The organism is Rhodococcus sp. NCIMB 12038 (assembly GCF_002165735.1).
Classification (GTDB): Bacteria; Actinomycetota; Actinomycetes; order Mycobacteriales; family Mycobacteriaceae; genus Rhodococcus_F.
This window is the reverse complement of the sequence record NZ_NHML01000013.1, coordinates 200,214-221,212: the sequence shown is the minus strand read 5'-3', so window position 1 is coordinate 221,212 and position 20,999 is coordinate 200,214. Positions and strand designations below refer to the sequence as shown.

The window sequence follows — 20,999 nt, the reverse complement described above, 5'->3', positions numbered from 1 at the left end:
GCAAAGTGTGCGCGGGCACGCGTTGCCACTCAGTGATACTGGTTGGGTTCGTTGACGCGGACGGTCTGACTCGTTGCCGCTCTGACGTCCGCAAGGACTGTCCTTCAGGTGATCTGTCGACCGGTCGCGTCGACGAACGCACGCGGCCGGTCGGGCGGAGTGACCTGATAGGAGCCTGACTTCGACAAGTCCCATCACTGAGTTGTCCGCCGTCCCGACCGGTGCGTGGCCACCTGATGAAAGGGACAGCCATGACCAGCATGACCGAAACCCCGCCGGATGTCAGCCTGACCATCCACGCCGGCGTCGACACCCACAAACACACCCACCACGCCGCGATCGTCGACCACCTCGGACGCCCCCTCGCCGACCGCGAGTTCCCCGCCACCGATGCCGGCTACCACCAACTCCTGAGCTGGCTCGCCGGCACCGGCATCGTCGCCTCCGTCGGGGTCGAGGGCACCGGCAGCTACGGCGCCGGCCTCACCCACGTGTTGCACGACGCCGGCCTCACCGTCGTCGAGGTGGACCGCCCCGACCGTCGTTCCCGACGGCTGCACGGCAAATCCGACCCGCTCGACGCCTACGCCGCCGCCACCGCGGCCCTGACCGGACGCGCCACCACCGTCCCCAAGACCCACGACGGGGACGTCGAGGCAATCCGGTTCCTGCACAACGCCCGCCGCAGCGTGATCAACTCCCGGGCCGAGGCGATCACCACCCTCAAGGCGATGATCGTGAACGCACCCGAAACCCTCCGCGCCGCCCTGCGCGGGCTGTCCGACACCGCCCTGTTCGCCGCCTGCGCCGCGCTGCGTCCCGCCCCGATCGCCCCCGGCGACTTGACCGCGGCCGTCAAGACGGCGTTGCGGTCCCTCGCCCGCCGGATCCGCGCCCTCACCGTCGAGGGCCGGGCCCTGCGCAGGAACATCGAGATCCTGGTCGCCCACACCGCACCGCGGCTGCTGGAGCGGTGCGGTGTCGGTGTCGAGACCGCCGCCCAGCTGCTGATCACCGCCGGCGACAACCTGGACCGCATCACCTCCGAGGGTGCCTTCGCGAACCTCTGCGGGGTCGCCCCGATCCCGGCGTCGTCCGGGAAGACGACGCGGTATCGCCTCAACCGGGGCGGTGACCGGCAAGCCAACCGGGCACTGCACGTGATCGTGGTCAACAGACTCAAGTACGACGACCGCACCCGCGCCTACCGGGACAAACGGCTCGCCCAACACAAAAGCAAACGCGACATCATCCGTTGCCTCAAACGAGCCGTCGCCCGAGAAATCTTCGCCCTCCTCAACCCCGCAAACCCGGGTTGACGCTCATAGGAGCATCACCTGCGGTCAGGTCCAGACGGTGTCGATGTCGACGCCCTCGCGGGCCGGCGGGGTGGGAGCGCCGGCGGGGGTGCGGGAGAACCGGGGCGCCGGGGCGTGCTGGGTGACGCCGTCGAGGTCGATCAGCGAGCCGCGGGCGGCGAGGTGCTCGTTGGCGGGCGCCTCCGCGAACGTCAGCACCGGCGACACGCAGGCGTCGGTGCCGAGGAAGATGGCNGCCCACTCGTCGCGGGTCTTCGACAGGAACTTCTCGGCGAAGACCTTCTTCATCTGCGGCCACGCCGACACGTCCATCTGCTGCGNCAGTTCGGCGGGGTCGAGTTCGAGGCCCTGCAGCAGCAGGGCGTAGAACTGCGGCTCGATCGAGCCNACGGCCATGTACTTGCCGTCGGACGTCTCGTAGGTGTCGTAGAACGGCGCACCGGTGTCGAGCAGGTTNACGCCCCGCTCGTCGGACCAGACGCCGCGCCCGCGNANCGCCCACATCATGTGCGACAGNGCCAGCGCGCCGTCGACCATCGCCGCGTCCACGACCTGCCCCTTGCCGGACGACTGGCGTTCCACCAGCGCCGACAGGATCCCGAAGATCAGGAACATCGAACCGCCGCCGAAGTCGCCGACCATGTTCAGCGGCGGCACNGGACGCTCACCCTTGCGGCCGATGGCGTGCAGGACACCGGTCAGCGAGATGTAGTTGATGTCGTGGCCGGCGGCGCTGGCCAGTGGACCNTCCTGGCCCCAGCCNGTCATCCGNCCGTACACGAGTCGCTCGTTCCGCNCNAGGCAGACGTCCGGGCCCAGGCCCATGCGCTCGGTGACACCGGGCCGGAANCCNTCGATCACGACGTCGGCGCGCTCGATCAGCCCGAGCACCTTCTCGACCTGTGCGGGGTCCTTCAGGTTGGCCTCGACGACGCGGCGGCCGCGCTGGATCTGGTCGTACGGACCGTCCGGCGGGATCACGCCGGGGCGCTGGACGCAGACCACGTCGGCGCCGAGATCGGCCAGGAGGGCGGCGGCGTGCGGGCCCGGTCCGAGGCCTGCGAATTCGACGACGCGAATGCCCGCGAGGGGGCCCTTCTTCTCTGAAACTGGAGCAGACACGCGAGTTCCTCATTCCGGTGCGAGACGACCTGTCGAATCGACGTTAACTTGCGGTCGCCGGGCGGTGTGCCCCGGGTCACGGGATACCGCCGCTGGTGACGCCGCACTCTTGCCTGTCCACGGGTGCGCGGGGCACAGTTGATTCATGAGTCTTCAGGGTGAGCTCGTGAGTTTCGTGGCCAGCACCGACCTGGACGTCTCGGAGATGTTCTACGTGGAGACCCTGGGGCTGACGCGCGTCTCGCGGGACGAGTTCGCGTTGGCCGTCGACTGCAACGGTGCCCTGCTCCGGGTCACGCTGGTGCAGGCGAAATCAGACACCGGGTACACGGTGCTGGGGTGGAAGGTCGCCGATCTGAACGGGGTTGTCGATTCGCTGCGCAGCAAGGGCATCGAGTTCACCGAGTATCCGGGGATGGATCAGGACGAGCACGCGGCCTGGCTCGCACCGGACGGCATCCGGGTCGCGTGGTTCCGGGATCCGCACGGCAACGTGCTGTCGCTGTTCGAGGATCCGAACTGACGAGCGTCAGCCGCGGCCGGCGAGCAGTGCCTCGGTAGCGGCCCACAGCCGTGCGGCGAGTGCCGCGTCCCGTGCGTCCTTGCCGGGCTGAACGGCCTTGCAGCCCTTGATGTATTGGCCGGTGAACTTGCCGCTCTCCGTCGCGGTGGCGGTCCACACCGCGGTCTCCGCTGCCTTGGCGACCTCGGCCATGAACGGTGTGAGGAGTGTGCCGACCACCTGGTGGCCGAACGGCAGACCCCGGCCGAGCGCGGTGCCGCGGACGAATCCGGGGTCGGCGCAATTGACGACCAGCCTCGCGGGATCGGACCGGCGCGCCAACTCGCGGGTGAACAGGGTCAGGGCGAGCTTGGAGTTGTTGTACGCGCGCTGGCCGTGGAACGTGTCCTTCGTACCGTCGAGGTCGTCGAAGTCGAGGCTGCCGCCGCGATGCCCCGACGAACTGATGTCGACGATGCGCGACGGACGCCGGTAACCGGCGGCGTCGGCCGTCGACGCCCGCGCCATCGCCGGTGCCAGCGTCGTCGCCAGCACGAACGGCGCGAGGTAGTTCACGGCGAACGTCTCTTCGATGCCGTCCACCGTCAGCCGGCGCTGTCCCACGTCGACGCCCGCGTTGTTCACCAGCACGTCGATCCGCGGGAACCGATGCAGCAGTTCCCCGGACAGCGTGCGGACCCGGCCGAGCGAGGACAGATCGGCCGGCGCCGAATGCAGCCTGTCGCGGTCCGCACTCTCGGACAGGTCGGCGATCGCCGCGTCGATCCTGTCCTGGTCCCGGCCGACCAGGACGACGGTGGCGCCGCGCTGCGCGAGTTGGCGGCAGGTTTCCAGGCCGAGGCCCGAGGTGGCGCCGGTGACCACCATGGTGCGGCCTGCGAGGTCGTTCGACTCGGTCATTCTCGCCTCCCGAATGCAGGTCTCTACGAGAGTAGGGCAACCGGGAGGACCGCAACGGGGAACGCGCTGTCGGTCCCGCTAGCGCCGGTGCTCGTACCCCAGCCAGGCCCGCCGGCGCTGACCGAGCGGATCGTTCTCCACCCGGCTCGTGTCGTCGATGACGAGCGTTTCCCGGCGCTCCGGCGAGTACCGCGGCCATCCCGGCGCGGGGGTCCCGTGCCGGGCGAAATGCAGCCAGTGTGACTGGACGGTGTCGGTGACGGCCCGCAACCCGCGGCGTCCGCCGAGCGCGGTGAGCAACCGCGCCCACGGCCCGGTCAACCCGAACACCGCGTACAACTCCGTGGCGTGTGTGGCGCCCAACCCGAGGACGTGGAGCAACCGGGGTGCGAAGTCGTACCGGTAGCTGTAGGTCGGGGCGACGGTCGTGTGGCCCTGTGCGCACAGGACGGACGGTTCCCAGAACGTCACATCGCCGCCGAGGTCCGCAGCCGCACGCCGGCCAGGGTAACCGGGGTAGGCGGCGATCGCCCGCTCCTTCACCGACGCGTCCACGTGCGAGAACATCTTGTCGATCCGGGTGGGATCGGTGGGCAGAATGTTCAGGAACCGGGGAAAGACCCTGCCCTCGTGGCGGTTCGTGCCGATGATCAGCGGGACCGGGTGCCCCGATCCGGACGCGAAACTGTCAAGCGGATGGGTGGGAAGGAAAAAGCCGTCGACGACGGGCGCGAATGCGCGGGTGCCGGGTTCCTCGTCGGCGCCCCGGTGCGCCAGCGTCGTCCCCGCCGCGACGAAGTCGGCCGGATCGGCGGTCTCGAGCCACGTCGCGGCCTCGGACAGCGGGACCCCGGCGATCTCGAGGAATTCGCGCGACCACCGGGCCGCCCGCTCGGGATGGTAGGCGGAGGCCACCGGCGGGCTCTCGGCGATGGCCCGTGCGAATAGGCCTTTCGCGGCGGGTGTGGTCATCAGGGTGGTGACGGCGTTGGCGCCCGCGGATTCGCCGAAGACGGTGACGTTGTCGGGGTCGCCGCCGAATTCGGCGATGTTGCGCTGCACCCATTCGAGTGCGGCCACCTGGTCGCGGAGGCCGAGGTTGGAGTCGAAAGGTCTTTCGGGGGTGGAGAACTGGGTGAAGTCGAGGTACCCGAGGGATCCGAGTCGGTAGTTGATCGACACGTACACGATGTCGCCGCGGCGGACCAGCGACTGTCCGCCGTAGAGCGCGGTGGCCGACATGCCCAGCGTGTACGCACCGCCGTGGATGAACACCATCACCGGGCGCGCCCCGGACGTGCCGGGCGTGGCCAGCACGTTGAGCGTCAGGCAGTTCTCGCTGCTCGGCTGATATTTGCCCGGCCGCAGCGCGGTGAACTTCTTGTGCTGCACGGCGGCGTCGCCGAACTCGGTGGCATCGAGTTCCCCGGACCACGGCGTGACCGGCTGGGGTGCGCGCAACCGCAGCGGACCCACCGGGGGAGCGGCGTAGGGAATTCCCCGCCACGCGACCAGGTCGCCGACGCGCCGGCCCCGGACCACCCCTGCGGTCGTCCTCACCAGCGTGCCGGTTGTGAGAGTGTCAGACGCCATGTCGGCGACTATACGGAGACCGCCTGAGGAGACGCTGTCATCCGCCGGTGGTGTTCCGTTCGGGTCAGCGCCGCGCCTCCAGCAGTCGCAGCCACACCTCGCTCACGGTCGGGTACGACGGGACCGCGTGCCACAGCGTGTCGAGCGGCACCTTCCCGACCAGGGCGACGGTGGCGGCGTGGACGAGGTCGGCGACATCGGTGCCCGCGAACGTCGCCCCGACCAGGGTGTCGGTGGCCCGATCGACCACGAGTTTGGCGTGACCGCTGAAATCGTCGCGGGCCAGTGACGAACCGGCGACGGCGATGTCGACCTCCACGGTCTCGACGTCCACACCGGCGTCGCGCGCCTCCTGCTCGGTGACCCCGACGGCCGAGACCTCCGGATCGGCGAACACCACCTGGGGGACCTGCCCGTGGTCGGCGGTGGCCCGGAATCGGGACCCGTCCAGCGGCCTGCCCTCGGCGCGAGCGGCGATCACGTCTCCGCAGACGCGGCCCTGGTACTTGCCCATGTGAGTGAGCAGCGCGCGACCGTTGGCGTCGCCGACGGCGTACAACCACTCGTCGGCCGTCGTCAGATGGTCGTCGGTGGTGAGGTATCCGCGGGAGTTCAGCAGCCGCGCGTCGAGGCCGAGCGACGACGTTGCCGGGGTACGCCCGGTCGCGACCACGATCTCGTCGACGACGATCGGGTCCTGTCCCGCCACGTCCAGGGTGACCGGACCGCCGTGGATGCGACCGATCCCGGTGTCGCGGGCGTCGGCCCGTTCGACGCCGCGAAGGTCCGCGCCGAACAGGATCCGCGCACCCTTCTTCTCCAGGTTGCGGGCCACCCGTTCACCGGCGAACGGCTCGTTCTTCGGGAGCAGCGCCCGGCCGCGGACCACCATCGTCAGTTCCTGAGCGCCGAGGTCCAGCAGCCACGTCGCGCTCTCACAGGCGACGACGCCGCCGCCGATCACGGCGACCCGGCGCGGAATCTCCTTCAGGTTGGTGGCGTCCCGCGAGATCCACGGCAACGCCGCCCGCAGACCGGGGGTGTCCGGGACCGCGGCGGTCGTCCCGGTGGCGACCACGACGGCGTGCCGGGCGCGCAGCTCGCGGGAATCGCCGACCGTCACCGTGCGGTCCCCCGTGATGCGTGCCGATCCCCGGATGACGTCGATCCCCGCCGCGTCGGCCCACATCACCTGCGACGAGTCGTCGTGGTTGTTGGTGAACGAGTCGCGGCGCGCCAGCACGGCGTTCACGTCGAGCGGACCGGCCGACACCCCGGGCATGTTGCGGGCCGCACCGAGGACCTCACCCGGACGCAGCAGCGCCTTGCTGGGCATGCAGGCCCAGTAGGAGCATTCCCCGCCGACGAGCTCGTGCTCGATCAGCGCCGCCGTGCGGTCGCTGCCGGCGATGGCGTAACTCGCCGCGTTCTCACCCGCGGGACCGCCTCCGATCACGATGACATCGAACTCTTCCGCGCCGCTACCGGAGTCAGTCATACCTGTAACCGTAAGCCGGTCGGTGCACGATGTCAGAGGTTCCGGCGGGCCTCCCGCGTTGTTACCGCCGAGTAGATACTGTGTCGGGATGACACGGCAGAAGATTCTGATCACGGGGGCGAGCTCGGGGCTCGGCGAGGAGATGGCCCGGCGGTTCGCGGCGCAGGGCCGGGACCTCGCGCTGTGCGCGCGCCGCGTCGAACGACTCGAGGCCCTACGTGACGAATTGCGGGCGTCGCATCCCGGGATCGCCGTCGCCGTCCGCGAACTCGACGTCACCGACCACGACGCCGTCGTCCGGGTCTTCGGCGAACTGCGCGACGAACTCGGCGGACTCGACCGCGTCGTCGTCAACGCCGGACTCGGCAAGGGCGCCAGGATCGGAACGGGCCGGGCCGACGCCAATCTCGCCACCGTCCGCACCAACTTCGTCGGCGCCCTGTCGCAGTGCGAGGCGGCGCTCGGCATCTTCCGCAAGCAGAACTCCGGGCACCTGGTGCTCGTGTCCTCGGTCAGCGCGGACCGGGGTCTGCCCGGCCCGAAGGCGGCGTACTCGGCGAGCAAGGCGGGGGTCTCGGCACTCGGCGAGGCGCTGACCGCGGAACTGCGGAAGAGCCCGATCGCGGTGACCACCCTGCTTCCCGGGTACATCGCCACCGACATGTCGAGCAAGGCGGGCGACAGTTCCGGGCTGACGGCAAACCTCGCCGACGGCGTCGACGCGATGGTGGCGGCCATCGAGAAGGAGACGAGCCGCGCTGCACTGCCGGGCATCAAATGGCGGGGAATCGACGTCGCATTGCGCTTCCTTCCTCATGCATGGACATCCCGGTTCGTGTAGGACTGACCTATGACGACCGCCCAGGAATCCTCGTCCCTCGGCCTGCAGCGTTCGCGACCACGGGTCGTCATCATCGGGGGAGGGTTCGGCGGCATCTACGCGGCCCGCCGGCTGCGCGACGTCGACGTGGACGTCACCCTGCTCGACCGCGGAACCAGCCACGTCTTCCAGCCGCTGCTGTACCAGTGCGCGACGGGCCTGCTGTCCGAGGGCGAGATCAGCAGCCCGCTGCGCCACCTGCTGCGCGGGATCCGCAACGTGCACGTCGCCCTCGGCGAGGCGCAGGGAATCGACGCAGCCGGCCGGGTGCTGACCGCCAGCCGCTTCGACGGCTCCACGTTCGAACTTCCCTACGACTACCTGATCGTCGCGGCGGGCATGCGGCAGGCGTACCACGGACACGACGAGTACATCCAGTGGGCGCCGGGAATGAAGACCCTCGACGACGCACTCGCCATTCGCCGAAAACTGATCTCCGCCTTCGAGATGGCCGAATCGCTGCCCACCGCGGAGGAGCGCAGGCCGTGGCTCACGTTCGCCGTCGCGGGCGGTGGACCCACCGGAGTCGAACTGGCGGGTCAGATCCGGGAACTCGCCGTGCACGCGCTCGCCAACGAGTTCCAGTCCATCGACCCCTGTGAGGCCCGGGTGCTGCTGCTCCACGGCGGCGACCGCGTTCTCCCGTCGTTCAACCGGAAACTGTCCGCGGCGGCGCAGCGGACACTGGACAAGGTCGGCGTCGAAACGCACCTCGGTGTGCACGTCACCGACGTCTGCGAGACCAGCATCGAGACCACGGCCAAGAACGCAGCCCGCACCAAGAAGCGTTACGGGGCCCGCACCGTCCTGTGGACCGCGGGCGTCGAGGCCGTGCCGTTCGCTGCCGCTCTCGCGAATGCACTCGGCGTGAAGCAGATTCAGGGCGGGCGCATCGTGGTCGAACCCGACCTCACGGTGCCAGGACATCCGAACGTCTGGGTGATCGGCGACCTGATGTCGCTGAACGACCTTCCCGGTGTGGCCGAGGTCGCGATGCAGGGCGGCAGGCACGTCGCAGGATGCATCGCCCGCACGATCGAAGGCGGAACACCCGACCGCAAACCCTTCAAGTACCGCGACCTCGGCAGCGCCGCGTACATCGCCCGCAGGCATGCACTGCTCCAGGCCGGCCCGATCCAAATGTCCGGGTTCCTGGGCTGGGTGTCCTGGGGCGCCATCCACATCGCGTTCCTCGCCGGGTACCGCAACCGGTTCGGCACCCTGCTCAACTGGGCCGTCACGCTGGCGTCCCGGACGCGACGGGAGCGGGCGATCACGTACGGCGATCCGGAGTCGGCGCGGCAGCCGTACACCGATCTCACGACCGAGTCCATAGCCGTCACCAGGCCCGAGCGGTGAGCCCGTGCCGGGCGAGGACCTCGCCCGCCCGCTCGCGGAGCGCCGTGCGGTCCGGGCAGTCCAGCGACTCGAGCGCGAGGGTGTAGCTACCGCCGAAGCGGCTGAGATAGGCGGACAGCCGGGTGCGGCTGGTCACGACACCCGGATGGACGGCGCGGGTGGCGATGCCGGTGGCCCGGTGACCGCCGATCGTGACGAGCGCGTCGGGCAACGGTCCGATGTTGGAACACAGCACGTCCCGCTCACCGGGATTGCCCGTGAGGGCGTGCGCCACCCGGTCGGGCACCAGTTGCAGCATCTCCTCGGGAAAACCGGCCGGGCTCGTCATCGCGGGTGCGGAGAAGGCGGCGCGGCTTTTCGCCCGCACGTCCCCGACGGTGTCCCGCGGGGACACGTCCACCTCGACCACGGCGACGGAGTTCGCGGTGCCCGGCGGTTCGCCCTTGTCGCGCAGATCCATCGGCACGCTGATCGTCAGCGGCCGGGTCTCGCCGTCCCGCCGCGCCAACTCGCCCACCACGGTCAGGAACAGGCTGTTCGGGGTACCACCTGCCTGCTCCGCGACGGCGTCCCACCGTTCGGCGTCCACGTCCAGCACCACCCCCACAGGTGAGTGGCAAAGAGTCCCGGGGGACGCTTTGCCACTCACGTGCAGGAAGCGGCGCAGTTCCGCGCGACGGGACCCGCTCACCACCAGACCGGCGACCGCACGGGCCGTCCCCTCCGTCACACGGCGGGCGAGCCGGGTGGCGTCCCACATGTCCGCGACCGCGCCTCCCGCGCCACCCGCGTCCGACGGCGGCGCGCCCTGCAGGGCCGCCGCGATCGCGGCCGCCAGTCCGCGCGCGTCCGCGATCACGTGAGAACACACCAGCGACAGCACCGTGCCCCCGCCGGCCGGTCGTGCGCAGGCCAGCCGCCAGCCCGGACCACGTTCGGGGTCCACCGGCAACGAGGCCTGCTCGTCCGCCCACGCCAGGACCGCCCCGGCCTCGATCTCCGCGTATTCGACGGGAAAGGCGTCCGCGCTCGGCTCGAACCGGGGCCGGGCACCGGGGACCCGCGGACGCACCACCCGCCTGCCCAGCGGTCCGTGCGCGAGGTCGGCGATCAGGGAATCGAGCGTCGCGGCGTCCACCCGGCCGTCCGTGCGCCACAGTCCCTGCATCACGATCGGCGTTCCCCACCCCCGGTGGGTGCGCAGGAACATCTCGTCGACGACGCTCAATCGGGCGCTCACCAGCGAAGTGTACGACCGGTCGCGTCGGTCGCCGCAGGTCGGCCTCTGGACAACCGGCGCATACTGGAAGTGCAGCGCTGTACGGGACCGCACACGGAGAACACCATGGTTAGCGTCGAGAAATGGAAGGTGTGGGGTTCCGTCGTGGAGGTCGACGTCACCGAGGGCGCTGCCCTTCCGGAGGCCGCGGCGCTGATCGCGGCCGTCATCGACGAGGCCGAATCGGTCTGCGACATTCACCGCGGCGACGCCGAGATCCACGCCGTCAACCTGTCCCAGGGTGCGCCGGTCAAGGTCAGCAGGCGGATGTCCGCACTGCTGCGTTCTGCGCTCTGGGCGGCCCGGATGACCGACGGGGTGGTGAACCCGCTCGCCACCGAAACCCCCGACGAGGACCTGATCCCCACCGTGCATCCGGAACCCAGTTTCCTCGACGTCCAGATCGACGACGACGTCGTGTTCGCGCCGTGGGGTGCGTCGTTCGACATCACCGACACCGCCAAGGCCGACACGGTGGATCGGGCGGCGGAACTGGTCGCCCGGCAACTCGAGTGCGGCGCCGCCGTGCGCATCGGCGACGTCATCGCGACGGCCGGACACTGTCCTGCCGGCGGCTGGCAGATCCCGGTACCCGGCGACGGCGAGGTCGAACTGGTGAACGGGACGGCGATGGCGACGGCGGTCGCGCCGCCGGTCACCGAACCACCCACCGCCACCGAATGGGAGACGGTGACCGTGATCGCCGACGACGCACTCTGGGCGTACGCGGCCAGCGTCGCCGCCCTTTCCCGCGGCATCGGCGCGATCCGGTGGATCGAACAGCACGAACTGCGCGCCCGGCTGGTGGACCGCTCCGGCCGGGTCTACACCACCGAGAGTTGGTGAGTCAGGCCCGTCCGCGCTGACGGCGGTACCAGCGCACCAGGCTGTCCGTCGACGAATCGCTCTGCACGGCTGGTTCTTCCGCGGCGGTGAGCACCGGCTGCAGCTCCACGGCCTGGGTCTTGCCGAGCTCGACACCCCACTGGTCGAACGAGTCGATGCCCCACACGACACCCTCGACGAACACCTGGTGCTCGTACAGGGCGATCAGCTGCCCGATCACCGACGGAGTGAGCTTCGGCGCGAGGATCGTGGTGGACGGCCGGTTGCCGGGCATGACCTTGTGCGGCACCAGCTCTTCGGGGGTGCCCTCGGCGGCGATCTCCTCTGCCGTCTTGCCGAACGCCAGGACCTTCGTCTGCGCGAAGAAGTTGCTCATCAGCAGGTCGTGCATGCTGCCAGTGCCGTCGGCGGTGGGCAGGTCGTCCGTGGGCTCGCCGAAACCGATGAAATCGGCCGGCACGAGCCGCGTGCCCTGGTGCAGGAGCTGGTAGAAAGCGTGCTGGCCGTTGGTTCCGGGTTCGCCCCAGAAGATCTCACCGGTGGACGCGGGGACGGGGGAGCCGTCGGCGCGCACCGACTTGCCGTTCGATTCCATCGTCAGCTGCTGCAGATACGCCGCGAACCGCACGAGGTCGTTGGAATACGGCAGCACGGCACGGGATTCGGCGCCGAAGAAGTTCGAGTACCAGAGTCCGATCAGGCCGAGCAGGACCGGCGCGTTCTCCTCGAGCGGCGCCGTCCGGAAATGTTCGTCCACGGCGTGGAAGCCGGCGAGGAACTCCGCGAAACGTTCCTTGCCGATCGCCGCCATCACCGACAGTCCGATGGCGGAATCGACCGAGTACCGGCCGCCGACCCAATCCCAGAATCCGAACATGTTGGCCGTGTCGATGCCGAACTCCGCCACCCGGTCCGCGTGTGTCGAGACGGCGACGAAATGCTTTGCGACCGCTTCGTTTCCGAGGCCCAGGCCGCCGAGCAGCCACCGCCGGGCGGCCGTGGCGTTGGTGAGCGTCTCGAGGGTCGAGAACGTCTTGGACGCCACGATGAACAGGGTGGTGGCCGGGTCGAGGCCGTTCAGGCTGCGCACCAGGTCTGCGGGATCGACGTTGGAGATGAACCGGACGCTGATGCCGGCGTCGGCGTAGTGCCGCAGCGCGCGGTACACCATCACCGGGCCCAGATCCGACCCGCCGATGCCGATGTTGACGACGGTCTTGATTCGCTCGCCCGTCGCGCCCCGCCATTCGCCGGAGCGCACCCGATCGGTGAAATCGCCCATGCGATCGAGGACGTCGTGGACGTCGGCGACAACGTCCTGACCGTCTACGACGAGAGACGCGTCGGCAGGCAGCCTCAGCGCGGTGTGGAGAACGGCGCGGTCCTCGGACGTGTTGATGTGCTCGCCCGCGAACATCGCGTCACGGCGGGCCTCCAGGTCGACGCTGCGCGCCAACTCGAGCAGCAACCCGATCGTGTCGCGGTCGATGCGGTGCTTGCTGTAGTCGATGTACAGGTCGCCGGCCGAGACGGTGAGTTCCTGTCCGCGTGCCGGGTCCTTCTCGAAGAGCTCTCGAAGATGGACGGTCTGAATCTGGGCGTGATGATCACGCAATTTCTGCCAGGCCGCGGTTCCGGTGATGTCTGAGCTCACGAGATTCGAGCTTAATGCCCGCGCGTCGAAACTTCCGTGCGAACTTCGGTGCGGCGCATGATGGACGTCATGGATGCTGTCGAACTCATGCGAACCGTTCCCACGACCCTCTTCCTCGGCGGCGAGAAGCGCGACGCCGAGAACGGTGCCACGTTCACCGTTTTCGACCCGGCCACCGGCGACGCCCTCACCGAGGTGGCGGACGCCAGTCCGGGCGACGCGATGAAGGCCCTCGACGCCGCGGTGGCGGTGCAGCGGGAGTGGGCCGCCACCCCGGCACGGGAGCGCGGGGAACTGCTGCGCGCGGTGTTCGAGAAGATCACCGCCCGGGCCGACGACTTCGCGCTGCTGATGACGCTGGAGATGGGCAAGGCGCTGCCGGAGAGCGCCGCGGAGGTCAAGTACGGCGCCGAGTTCTTCCGGTGGTTCAGCGAGGAAGCGGTGCGCATCGCAGGCCGCTACACCCCGGCGCCCGCGGGGAACGGGCGCATTCTGGTGACCAAGCAGCCCGTCGGACCGTGTCTGGCGATCACGCCGTGGAACTTCCCGCTCGCGATGGGCACCCGCAAGATCGGGCCCGCGCTGGCCGCAGGCTGCACGATGATCGTCAAACCCGCCTCCGAGACGCCGCTGACGATGCTGCTGCTCGCCGAGATCATGGCCGACGCCGGACTGCCGAAGGGCGTGCTGTCCGTGCTGCCGACGTCGAAGTCGGGCGAGGTGACCGGTCCGCTGATCGACGACCCGCGGCTGCGCAAGCTCACGTTCACGGGCTCGACCGGGGTGGGGCGGATGCTCGTCGAGAAGTCGGCGAAGGGGCTGCTGCGTACGTCGATGGAGCTCGGCGGGAACGCGCCCTTCGTGGTCTTCGACGACGCGGACGTCGACAAGGCGGTGGCGGGCGCCCTTCTCGCCAAGATGCGCAACGGCGGCGAGGCCTGCACCGCGGCCAATCGTTTCCACGTCGCGAACAGTGTGCGGGAGGAGTTCACCGCGAAACTCGTCGACAAGCTGTCCTCGTACAAGCTGGGCCCCGGCACGGACAGCGACACGACGCTCGGCCCGCTGATCAACGCGGACCAACTGGAGAAGGTCGGGGAACTGGTGCAGGACGCCGTCGGCGCGGGCGCCCGGGTGCGGCTCGGCGGCGTCGCCCCGGAAGGTCCCGGCTACTTCTACCCGGCGACGGTGCTGGACGAGATTCCCGCCCAGGCTCGGATCCTGAAGGAGGAAGTGTTCGGGCCGGTGGCCGCGATCGCCGGGTTCGACACCGAGGAGGAGGGGATCGCCGCCGCCAACGACACGGAGTTCGGGCTGGCGGCGTACATCTTCACCCGCGACCTGGATCGTGCGCTCCGGGTGGCCGACGCCATCGAATCGGGCATGGTCGGCGTCAACCGAGGGGTCATCTCGGACACCGCTGCCCCCTTCGGCGGCGTCAAAGCGTCAGGCTTCGGGCGCGAAGGGGGCAGTGAAGGCATCGAGGAGTACCTGGAGACCAAGTACGTCGCACTCGAACCGTGACGACCGCCGTCGGGGGACGGCCGGCCGCTTCGGGAAACTCAGTGACCGAGGCGGCCGCGCCCGAGGCGCAGCAGCAGCATGGCGAGCGTGTGGCCTTCCTGGCCCAGCTCGTTGAACCGCTCGAGCACCTTCATCTCACGGCTGTGGACGAGGCGGGGACCGCCGGACGCCATCCGGGTGCGCCCGATGAGCTGCGAGACCTCGGCACGACGCTTGATCGCGGCGAGAATCTCGGCGTCGAGCTTGTCGATCTCCTGGCGGAGAACCTCGATCTCGGCCTCGCTGGTGGGCACAGCGGTTTCCTTGGCGGCTGAAGCGACGGTCTGAGTGCTCATTGGTTCGTCTCCCTCTTGTCAGAACTTGGATCGTTGTTTTGGCTCGAGTCGTTACCGATCCAGGCTCATTTGACGAAAAAAGCCCCGGATCCGGTGCGGACCTCGGGGCTCGTGAGCTGTTCAGTTCACGGGCACCGGAGGCCGGTACCCGTAAAAAAATCGCCACAGGGGGCGCGACGGCGGACTGAACATATGTACCAGTTTGCCATGGCGGCACCGCGCAGGCCAAGCCGCTGTGACGCTGTCGGTACACGCCGGTAAGTTGGATACCTGATGAACACTATCTCCGGCACCGCTTCTCCCCTGAGCGCCGAGTCGACTCCGCCCGCCGCCGCGCCGGCGCGCACGGGGTCCGACGCGCTCCTCCAGGGCCTCAACCCACCGCAACGGGAAGCGGTCGTGCACGCCGGATCTCCGCTGCTGATCGTCGCGGGCGCAGGCTCGGGCAAGACAGCTGTGCTCACCCGTCGCATCGCATATCTGCTGGCCGAGCGGGGGGTGATGCCCGGGCAGATCCTGGCCATCACGTTCACCAACAAGGCCGCCGCCGAGATGCGGGAGCGGGTCGCCCACCTCGTCGGCCCCCGGGCGAACAGCATGTGGGTGTCGACGTTCCATGCGAGCTGTGTGCGGATCCTGCGGGCCCAGGCGGCGCTGCTTCCGGGCCTCAACTCGAACTTCTCCATCTACGACGCGGACGATTCGCGGCGACTGCTGACGATGATCTCCAAGGATCTGAACATCGACACCAAGCGCTACTCGGCGCGGCTGCTCGCCACCCACATCTCGAATCTCAAGAACGAGTTGATCGGCCCGGAGCAGGCGAGCGCCGACGCCGACAAGGAACCGGCGGAACTGCCGCGGTTGATCGCCAAGGTGTACGGCCACTACCAGCAGCGGTTGCGGTCGGCGAACGCACTGGACTTCGACGACCTGATCGGCGAGACGGTCGCGATGCTGCAGGCGTTCCCGCAGGTGGCCGAGTACTACCGCCGACGGTTCCGGCACGTGCTGGTCGACGAGTACCAGGACACGAACCACGCCCAGTACATGCTGGTGCGTGAACTGGTCGGCGGCACCGCGGACGGTGAGGACGCGGACCACCGGGTCGCCCCGGCCGAGCTGTGTGTGGTGGGCGACGCGGATCAGTCGATCTACGCGTTCCGCGGCGCCACGATCCGCAACATCGAGGAGTTCGAGCGCGACTACCCGGACGCCCGCACCATCCTGCTGGAGCAGAACTACCGCTCCACCCAGAACATCCTGTCGGCGGCCAACTCGGTGATCTCGAAGAACACCGGCCGGCGGGAGAAGCGGCTGTGGACCGATTCGGGCGAGGGTGAACTCATCACCGGGTACGTCGCGGACAACGAGCACGACGAGGCGTCGTTCGTGGCGTCCGAGATCGACAAGCTCGTCGATTCGGGCGATGCCAAGTTCGGTGACGTCGCCGTGTTCTACCGCACCAACAACTCGTCCCGCGCCCTCGAAGAGATCTTCATCCGGCTCGGTGTTCCGTACAAGGTCGTCGGCGGGGTGCGGTTCTACGAGCGCAAGGAGGTGCGCGACATCGTCGCGTATCTGCGGGTCCTCGCCAACGAGGACGACACCGTCAGCCTGCGCCGGATCCTCAACACCCCGCGCCGCGGCATCGGCGACCGCGCGGAGGCGTGTGTGGCCGTCCATTCCGAACAGCGGGGCATCAGCTTCGCCGAGGCGCTGCGGGACGGTGGGGAGGGCCGGGTGCGGCTGCTCAACACCCGCTCCCAGAAGGCCATCGCGTCGTTCCTCGAGCTGATGGACGGACTGCGGGTGCTGATGCCGCCCGAGACCACGGCCGACGACATCGTCCCCGACCAGCTCGGCGACATCGGCGACGTCGTCGAGGCGGTTTTGGAGCGGACGGGTTATCGCGCCGAACTCGCGGCGAGCAGCGACCCGCAGGACGGGGCGCGCCTCGACAACCTCAACGAACTCGTCAGCGTGGCGCGGGAGTTCAGCTCCGACGCGCGGAACGCCGCAGGGCTGGTGGAACCGCCGGAGGACGGCGACGTCGACGCCAGGGACGGTGAACCCGACCCCGGTTCCCTCGCCGCGTTCCTCGAACGGGTGTCCCTCGTTGCGGATTCCGATCAGCTGCCCGACAACGACGAAGGCGTCGTCACGCTGATGACCCTGCACACCGCGAAGGGGCTCGAATTCCCCGTCGTCTTCGTCACCGGGTGGGAAGACGGGCAGTTCCCGCACATGCGGGCGCTCGGCGACCCCACGGAACTGTCGGAGGAGCGTCGGCTCGCCTACGTGGGCATCACCCGGGCCCGGCAGCGGCTGTACCTGACGCGGGCCGTCATGCGGTCGGCGTGGGGTCAGCCCATCCAGAACCCGGAGTCGCGGTTCCTGCAGGAGATCCCGTCGGATCTCGTGCACTGGCGCCGCGAGGACCCGGGCCCCCGTATGGGTTCCGGTGGTGCGATCGGCGGTGGCCGCGCGCGCGGATCGGGATACGGGCAGGGGTTCGGCGGCGGTTCCGGTTACGGCGGCGGTTCGGCGAGCACGAGCACCCCGAGCTTCGGCGCCGCGCGCTCCCGCAACAACAACCTGGTCCTCACGGTCGGCGACCGGGTCAGTCACGACAAGTACGGCCTCGGCACGGTCCTCGAGACCAAGGGCGCCGGGCCGACCGCGACGGTCACCATCGACTTCGGCAGCGCGGGCAAGGTCCGGCTGATGCTGATCGGTGGCGTCCCGATGATCAAGCTGTAGAGACACGAAACACGACTGCGGCGCATGCAATGCATGCGCCGCAGTCGTGTTGTGTTCGGGGTGGTGCCGGGAGGTCAGTCCATCTCGGGGCCGAGGCTGATGCCGCGCGAGGCCAGCCAGGGCAGGGGATCGATCTTGTTCTCGCCGGCGAGGTGCACCTCGAAGTGCAGGTGCGGGCCGGTGGAGAAGCCGCGGTTGCCGACGGTCGCGATCTGGTCGCCCGCCATGACCTTCTGGCCGACGGTGACGGTGGAGGTGTCGATGTGGCCGTAGACGGTGATGGTGCCGTCGGCGTGCTTGAGGCGGACCCACATGCCGAACCCGGAAGCCGGACCCGAGTCGATGACCTCGCCGTCGGCGACGGCCACGATGGGAGTGCCGATGGGGGCGGCGATGTCGACGCCCGCGTGCAGGGTGCCCCAACGGGTTCCGAAGTTGGAGGTGAAGGTTCCCACGGCGGGGAGGACGAACAGGGGGCGGCGGGCAGCGGCTTCGCGGGCGGCGCGCTCTTCGCTGAAACGCTGTCCCTTGGCGAGCAGGTTGCTGAACTGCGACAGGTCGGTCGGGTTCGCGATGTTGAGGACCTGCGGGGCGTTCGAATCGGCGGCGGCGGTGTCGGCGACCGTGGAGTACTGCGCGGCCTGCGGTTCTGCGGTGGTTCCGATGGCGCTCGACTCGTCACTGGCGAGGGCGACCTCGGAGTGATCGGAGGAGCTGGACGATCCGCTGGTGACTGCGGCCTGGCCTGCGGCGACTACGGCGCCTGCTGCGACTGCGAGGACTGCGGCGCGGCCTTTGAGAGCTGAGGGGGGAGTCGGGATGCGGTGGGCTCCGCGGCGGGAGTGGGAGGGTGCGCCCTCGAAGGACTCGGAACCGCTGCGGGGGATGAAGCCGGGGATCTCGGACTCGGTGTCGACGGTCGCGATGCCGTTGCCGGTGTCGACGCTGTCGTGGGTGGAGCGTGTGGACTGCGAATTGCGGAAGAACATGCTGGAAATCTCAGAACTATCGGTCTCGGGATAGTGCTCGACCGACTGTGGGGGATACGTGGGCGCGACTTCGTCGTTGTGACCCCGCAACTCGTCATCGTGGTGACTCACAAAACGGCTGGCCGTGAACTGGCTGCGATGGTGCATACGCCCGTCCGTCCTCCTGCTCGTGACCTGCCTGTGACTAAGACCTTGGCGACGGTAACGAAACGGTTGCGATGTGCGCAACCTGTAACGCAGAGGAACGGCTACATGTGACCGGCATCACAAACTGAGCTGGGGAAACGTCGAACCCACTTTTCGTCTCGGTTCAATCTCGCCCGTGCGCACGCGTGTCACAACCCGGGGGAGGCGGTGGGTAAGCGCTAGCGTCGGCCTGTGGCGTCATCAACTCGATCCCCGGACGGGCGCAGGGCCGAGCCCGAACGCATTCCTTCGTCCGGCGGTACCGGCTTGACGGCCGTCGACGAGCCCGATCCCGTCCGCGCGCGCCGGGGGACCGTGCTCGCGGTCGTGCTGGGCCTCGTCGGAGGTCTGGGGGTGGCGTCGGCGCCCGTCCTGCAGGCCGTCCGCGCGGTCGACGGGGCGGCAGCGCCGTCCGCGATCGGCGCGGCCGCGGTGTTTGCCGCCGTCTTCGCCGTTGCGGCACCGGTTCTGGCCGTTCCTGCGGTTCTCGCCCGCCGTACCGCGGTGGCGGGGGCATTGCTGGCCGGTGCAGGCGCCGTGTCCGTCGGCGCCGCCGTCCTCGACACGCAGCTGTGGACGGACGCCATCGACGCCAACCGGCTCGAATTGTTCCGGCCCGACACCGCGGCCGAGTTGGCCGCCGGGACCGGCGCCTACGCCGCCCTCGCCGGGCACGCGTTGATCGCGTTCGCGGGCCTGCTCGGCATGGTCGCCGTGCACCGGGCCTCGCTGATGGACGGATACGGCGACGCCCGCAGCGCCGAACAGGTCGGGCGCGCGACGGGCGCCCGCATCGGGTTCCTGCCCTCCGCCGTCGCGGTCGCCGCCGCCATCGTCCTGGTCGGCGCGCTGTTCGCTCCCGCCTTCGTGTCCGAGGACCCCGTCATCCTCGTCCCGACCGTCGTCGAGTCGGACCTCGCCGCGTCCGCGGGCGCCGGGATCCTGGCGGCGGCCGTCCTGATCGTCGTCGCTTCGGCGCTGGCATCGATTTCGCCCCCCGTCGCGTCCGGTGCGCTCGTCGGGGCGGGCCTGGCCGCGCTCGGCGTGGTCGGGACGCGCCTGGTCGCGGGGCTTGCCGCAGGCGAACGGATCCAGCCCGGTCCCGGCGCGGTGTGGGGGACCGTCGGCGCCGGCCTCCTGGTGCTCGTCGGCGTCTGCATCCCGATGATCGACCGGACCCGCGACGGCAGGATCCTGAAGACACTCGCGGCCTCGCCGACCGCGCCGGCGCAGGGCGGCCCGGCGAAGCAGGGGGCGGTCACTCCGTCCGCGAAGGGCGTCGCCAAGGCGGCGCTGCGAGCCGAAGCCGCCGCGGCCCGCGCCCGGATCGCGCGATGGCACGTCGCCGCCGGGGCCACCGGAATCGTCACCGCCCTACTGGCCGCCGCCGGAGCGCTGCTGCCCGTCCTCGACATCCCCGGCGACACGGCGCGCCCCGACGTCTACGCCACCCGGGTCGTGCTCGTCGCGGCCCTCGTCCTGGTCGTCGGCTGCGTCTGGCTGCTGCTGTCGGAGTTCGCGTCCGCCGTCCGGCCCGCGGTCGGGGTGCTGTGGGTGACGATCCCGTACTCCGTCGCGGCTGTGTCGCAGTCGGTGGTGCTCGCCACCGACGTGCCGGGGATCGGCGCCGGAATCGGTGCCGTGCTGCTGTGGTGCGCGGCCGTCGGCGCCGGTGTCACCGGCGTGCTGACGTGGTTCGCGGGCTCGGCGGAACGCGAGGAGATCGACACGTCCGAGGAGCCGTCCACCTCGATCGCGGTCCTGGCGGTCGGCGGCCCCGGTGCCGTCGCCGCGTTCGCCGGACTGGGACTGCCCCTCTTCCACGGGACCGACGCACGCGGCGACGAGTACGCGCCCGCGTCGTTCGCGGAAGTCCCGTGGAACCTCGACGTGTGGGGACGGGTGCTGCTCGGCGTCGCGGTCGTCCTCGCAGTGATAGTTGCCTCACGTGCCCGGCCCGCCAGGGCGGTCGCGTTGTTGCTCGGTTCGGTCGTTGCCGTGGGCGTATACCTCGTGTCGTGGCCGCTGACCGTCGCCCGGGTCACCGACCCCGAAATGGGGGCCGGTGTCGTCCCGGCAACGGTGGGCATAGTGTTGATTGCGGCTGCCGCGGCCCTCACTGCACGCCGCAGAAATCGGTGAGGTCCGCCCCGTTTGCAGCGGTGAGGCCCGCCTCAGTGCGTGATATCGCGTGATGTGGACCACATAGCAGACACGCGGGCGCAGAGC

Annotated in this window: 16 protein-coding genes; 8 read left to right on the top strand and 8 right to left on the bottom strand. The window is 69.6% G+C overall.

Annotated elements, in window-relative coordinates:
* Positions 1–251: 251 nt before the first annotated feature.
* Positions 252–1,319 (top strand): IS110 family transposase, encoded by a 1,068-nt coding sequence (locus CA951_RS21410; RefSeq protein ID WP_143543078.1) that lies wholly within the window; start codon positions 252–254, stop codon positions 1,317–1,319.
* Positions 1,320–1,343: 24 nt separating this feature from the next.
* Here CA951_RS21410 and CA951_RS21405 read toward each other — a convergent pair whose 3' ends face one another.
* Entirely contained in the window at positions 1,344–2,441 is a 1,098-nt protein-coding gene (locus CA951_RS21405) for a CaiB/BaiF CoA-transferase family protein (protein WP_087558719.1), read from the bottom strand.
* A gap of 145 nt (positions 2,442–2,586) precedes the next feature.
* Here CA951_RS21405 and CA951_RS21400 point away from each other — a divergent pair, with 145 nt between their 5' ends.
* The gene (locus tag CA951_RS21400; protein ID WP_087558718.1) at positions 2,587–2,964 is read left to right on the top strand and encodes a VOC family protein; all 378 of its coding nucleotides are present in this window, start codon (positions 2,587–2,589) and stop codon (positions 2,962–2,964) included.
* A 6-nt stretch (positions 2,965–2,970) separates the two neighbouring features.
* On the opposite strand, the gene CA951_RS21395 is transcribed toward CA951_RS21400, so the two are convergent.
* The 3 genes from CA951_RS21395 to CA951_RS21385 all read right to left on the bottom strand — a co-directional run bounded on the left by CA951_RS21395 (position 2,971) and on the right by CA951_RS21385 (position 6,955).
* A complete protein-coding gene (locus CA951_RS21395) occupies positions 2,971–3,864 on the bottom strand; it encodes an SDR family NAD(P)-dependent oxidoreductase (RefSeq protein WP_087558717.1) in 894 nt (297 codons plus the stop codon).
* 78 nt (positions 3,865–3,942) lie between these two features.
* Positions 3,943–5,457: a carboxylesterase/lipase family protein gene (locus CA951_RS21390; protein ID WP_087558716.1), complete on the bottom strand. Its 1,515-nt coding sequence runs from the start codon at positions 5,455–5,457 to the stop codon at positions 3,943–3,945.
* Between the two features lie 64 nt (positions 5,458–5,521).
* Positions 5,522–6,955 carry an NAD(P)/FAD-dependent oxidoreductase gene (locus CA951_RS21385; RefSeq protein ID WP_087558715.1) on the bottom strand — a complete coding sequence of 478 codons (1,434 nt, stop codon included), beginning with the start codon at positions 6,953–6,955 and terminating at the stop codon, positions 5,522–5,524.
* 88 nt (positions 6,956–7,043) lie between these two features.
* Here CA951_RS21385 and CA951_RS21380 point away from each other — a divergent pair, with 88 nt between their 5' ends.
* Positions 7,044–7,796, top strand: coding sequence for an SDR family oxidoreductase (locus tag CA951_RS21380; protein WP_087558714.1), 753 nt, complete (start codon positions 7,044–7,046; stop codon positions 7,794–7,796).
* Between the two features lie 9 nt (positions 7,797–7,805).
* On the top strand, positions 7,806–9,194 hold the full coding sequence (locus tag CA951_RS21375) for an NAD(P)/FAD-dependent oxidoreductase (protein WP_087558713.1): 1,389 nt from the start codon (positions 7,806–7,808) through the stop codon (positions 9,192–9,194).
* Here the strand turns inward: CA951_RS21375 and CA951_RS21370 are convergent.
* On the bottom strand, positions 9,175–10,434 hold the full coding sequence (locus CA951_RS21370; RefSeq protein WP_087558712.1) for a hypothetical protein: 1,260 nt from the start codon (positions 10,432–10,434) through the stop codon (positions 9,175–9,177). The genes CA951_RS21375 and CA951_RS21370 overlap by 20 nt on opposite strands.
* A 105-nt stretch (positions 10,435–10,539) precedes the next feature.
* Here CA951_RS21370 and CA951_RS21365 point away from each other — a divergent pair, with 105 nt between their 5' ends.
* Positions 10,540–11,319, top strand: coding sequence for an FAD:protein FMN transferase (locus tag CA951_RS21365; protein ID WP_087558711.1), 780 nt, complete (start codon positions 10,540–10,542; stop codon positions 11,317–11,319).
* 1 nt (position 11,320) lies between these two features.
* Here CA951_RS21365 and pgi read toward each other — a convergent pair whose 3' ends face one another.
* Positions 11,321–12,973 carry a glucose-6-phosphate isomerase gene (pgi, locus tag CA951_RS21360; protein ID WP_087558710.1) on the bottom strand — a complete coding sequence of 551 codons (1,653 nt, stop codon included), beginning with the start codon at positions 12,971–12,973 and terminating at the stop codon, positions 11,321–11,323.
* Between the two features lie 69 nt (positions 12,974–13,042).
* On the opposite strand from pgi, the gene CA951_RS21355 reads away from it, so the two are divergent.
* A complete protein-coding gene (locus CA951_RS21355) occupies positions 13,043–14,497 on the top strand; it encodes an NAD-dependent succinate-semialdehyde dehydrogenase (RefSeq protein ID WP_179220261.1) in 1,455 nt (484 codons plus the stop codon).
* A gap of 38 nt (positions 14,498–14,535) precedes the next feature.
* Here CA951_RS21355 and CA951_RS21350 read toward each other — a convergent pair whose 3' ends face one another.
* A complete protein-coding gene (locus CA951_RS21350) occupies positions 14,536–14,832 on the bottom strand; it encodes a chorismate mutase (RefSeq protein ID WP_005238528.1) in 297 nt (98 codons plus the stop codon).
* Between the two features lie 273 nt (positions 14,833–15,105).
* Here CA951_RS21350 and pcrA point away from each other — a divergent pair, with 273 nt between their 5' ends.
* Positions 15,106–17,595 (top strand): DNA helicase PcrA, encoded by a 2,490-nt coding sequence (gene pcrA, locus CA951_RS21345; RefSeq protein ID WP_087558708.1) that lies wholly within the window; start codon positions 15,106–15,108, stop codon positions 17,593–17,595.
* A 74-nt stretch (positions 17,596–17,669) separates the two neighbouring features.
* On the opposite strand, the gene CA951_RS21340 is transcribed toward pcrA, so the two are convergent.
* A complete protein-coding gene (locus CA951_RS21340) occupies positions 17,670–18,731 on the bottom strand; it encodes a M23 family metallopeptidase (RefSeq protein ID WP_087558707.1) in 1,062 nt (353 codons plus the stop codon).
* Between the two features lie 231 nt (positions 18,732–18,962).
* Here CA951_RS21340 and CA951_RS21335 point away from each other — a divergent pair, with 231 nt between their 5' ends.
* Positions 18,963–20,912, top strand: a complete 1,950-nt coding sequence (locus CA951_RS21335; protein ID WP_087558706.1) for a hypothetical protein — start codon at positions 18,963–18,965, stop codon at positions 20,910–20,912.
* Positions 20,913–20,999: the final 87 nt, after the last annotated feature.

Coding starts and splice junctions, on each gene's coding strand:
- CA951_RS21410 (WP_143543078.1), top strand. CDS start 252: ATGACCAGCATGACCGAAACCCCGCCGGATGTCAGCCTGACCATCCAC.
- CA951_RS21400 (WP_087558718.1), top strand. CDS start 2,587: ATGAGTCTTCAGGGTGAGCTCGTGAGTTTCGTGGCCAGCACCGACCTG.
- CA951_RS21395 (WP_087558717.1), bottom strand. CDS start 3,864: ATGACCGAGTCGAACGACCTCGCAGGCCGCACCATGGTGGTCACCGGC.
- CA951_RS21390 (WP_087558716.1), bottom strand. CDS start 5,457: ATGGCGTCTGACACTCTCACAACCGGCACGCTGGTGAGGACGACCGCA.
- CA951_RS21385 (WP_087558715.1), bottom strand. CDS start 6,955: ATGACTGACTCCGGTAGCGGCGCGGAAGAGTTCGATGTCATCGTGATC.
- CA951_RS21380 (WP_087558714.1), top strand. CDS start 7,044: ATGACACGGCAGAAGATTCTGATCACGGGGGCGAGCTCGGGGCTCGGC.
- CA951_RS21375 (WP_087558713.1), top strand. CDS start 7,806: ATGACGACCGCCCAGGAATCCTCGTCCCTCGGCCTGCAGCGTTCGCGA.
- CA951_RS21365 (WP_087558711.1), top strand. CDS start 10,540: ATGGTTAGCGTCGAGAAATGGAAGGTGTGGGGTTCCGTCGTGGAGGTC.
- CA951_RS21355 (WP_179220261.1), top strand. CDS start 13,043: ATGGATGCTGTCGAACTCATGCGAACCGTTCCCACGACCCTCTTCCTC.
- CA951_RS21350 (WP_005238528.1), bottom strand. CDS start 14,832: ATGAGCACTCAGACCGTCGCTTCAGCCGCCAAGGAAACCGCTGTGCCC.
- pcrA (WP_087558708.1), top strand. CDS start 15,106: ATGAACACTATCTCCGGCACCGCTTCTCCCCTGAGCGCCGAGTCGACT.
- CA951_RS21340 (WP_087558707.1), bottom strand. CDS start 18,731: ATGCACCATCGCAGCCAGTTCACGGCCAGCCGTTTTGTGAGTCACCAC.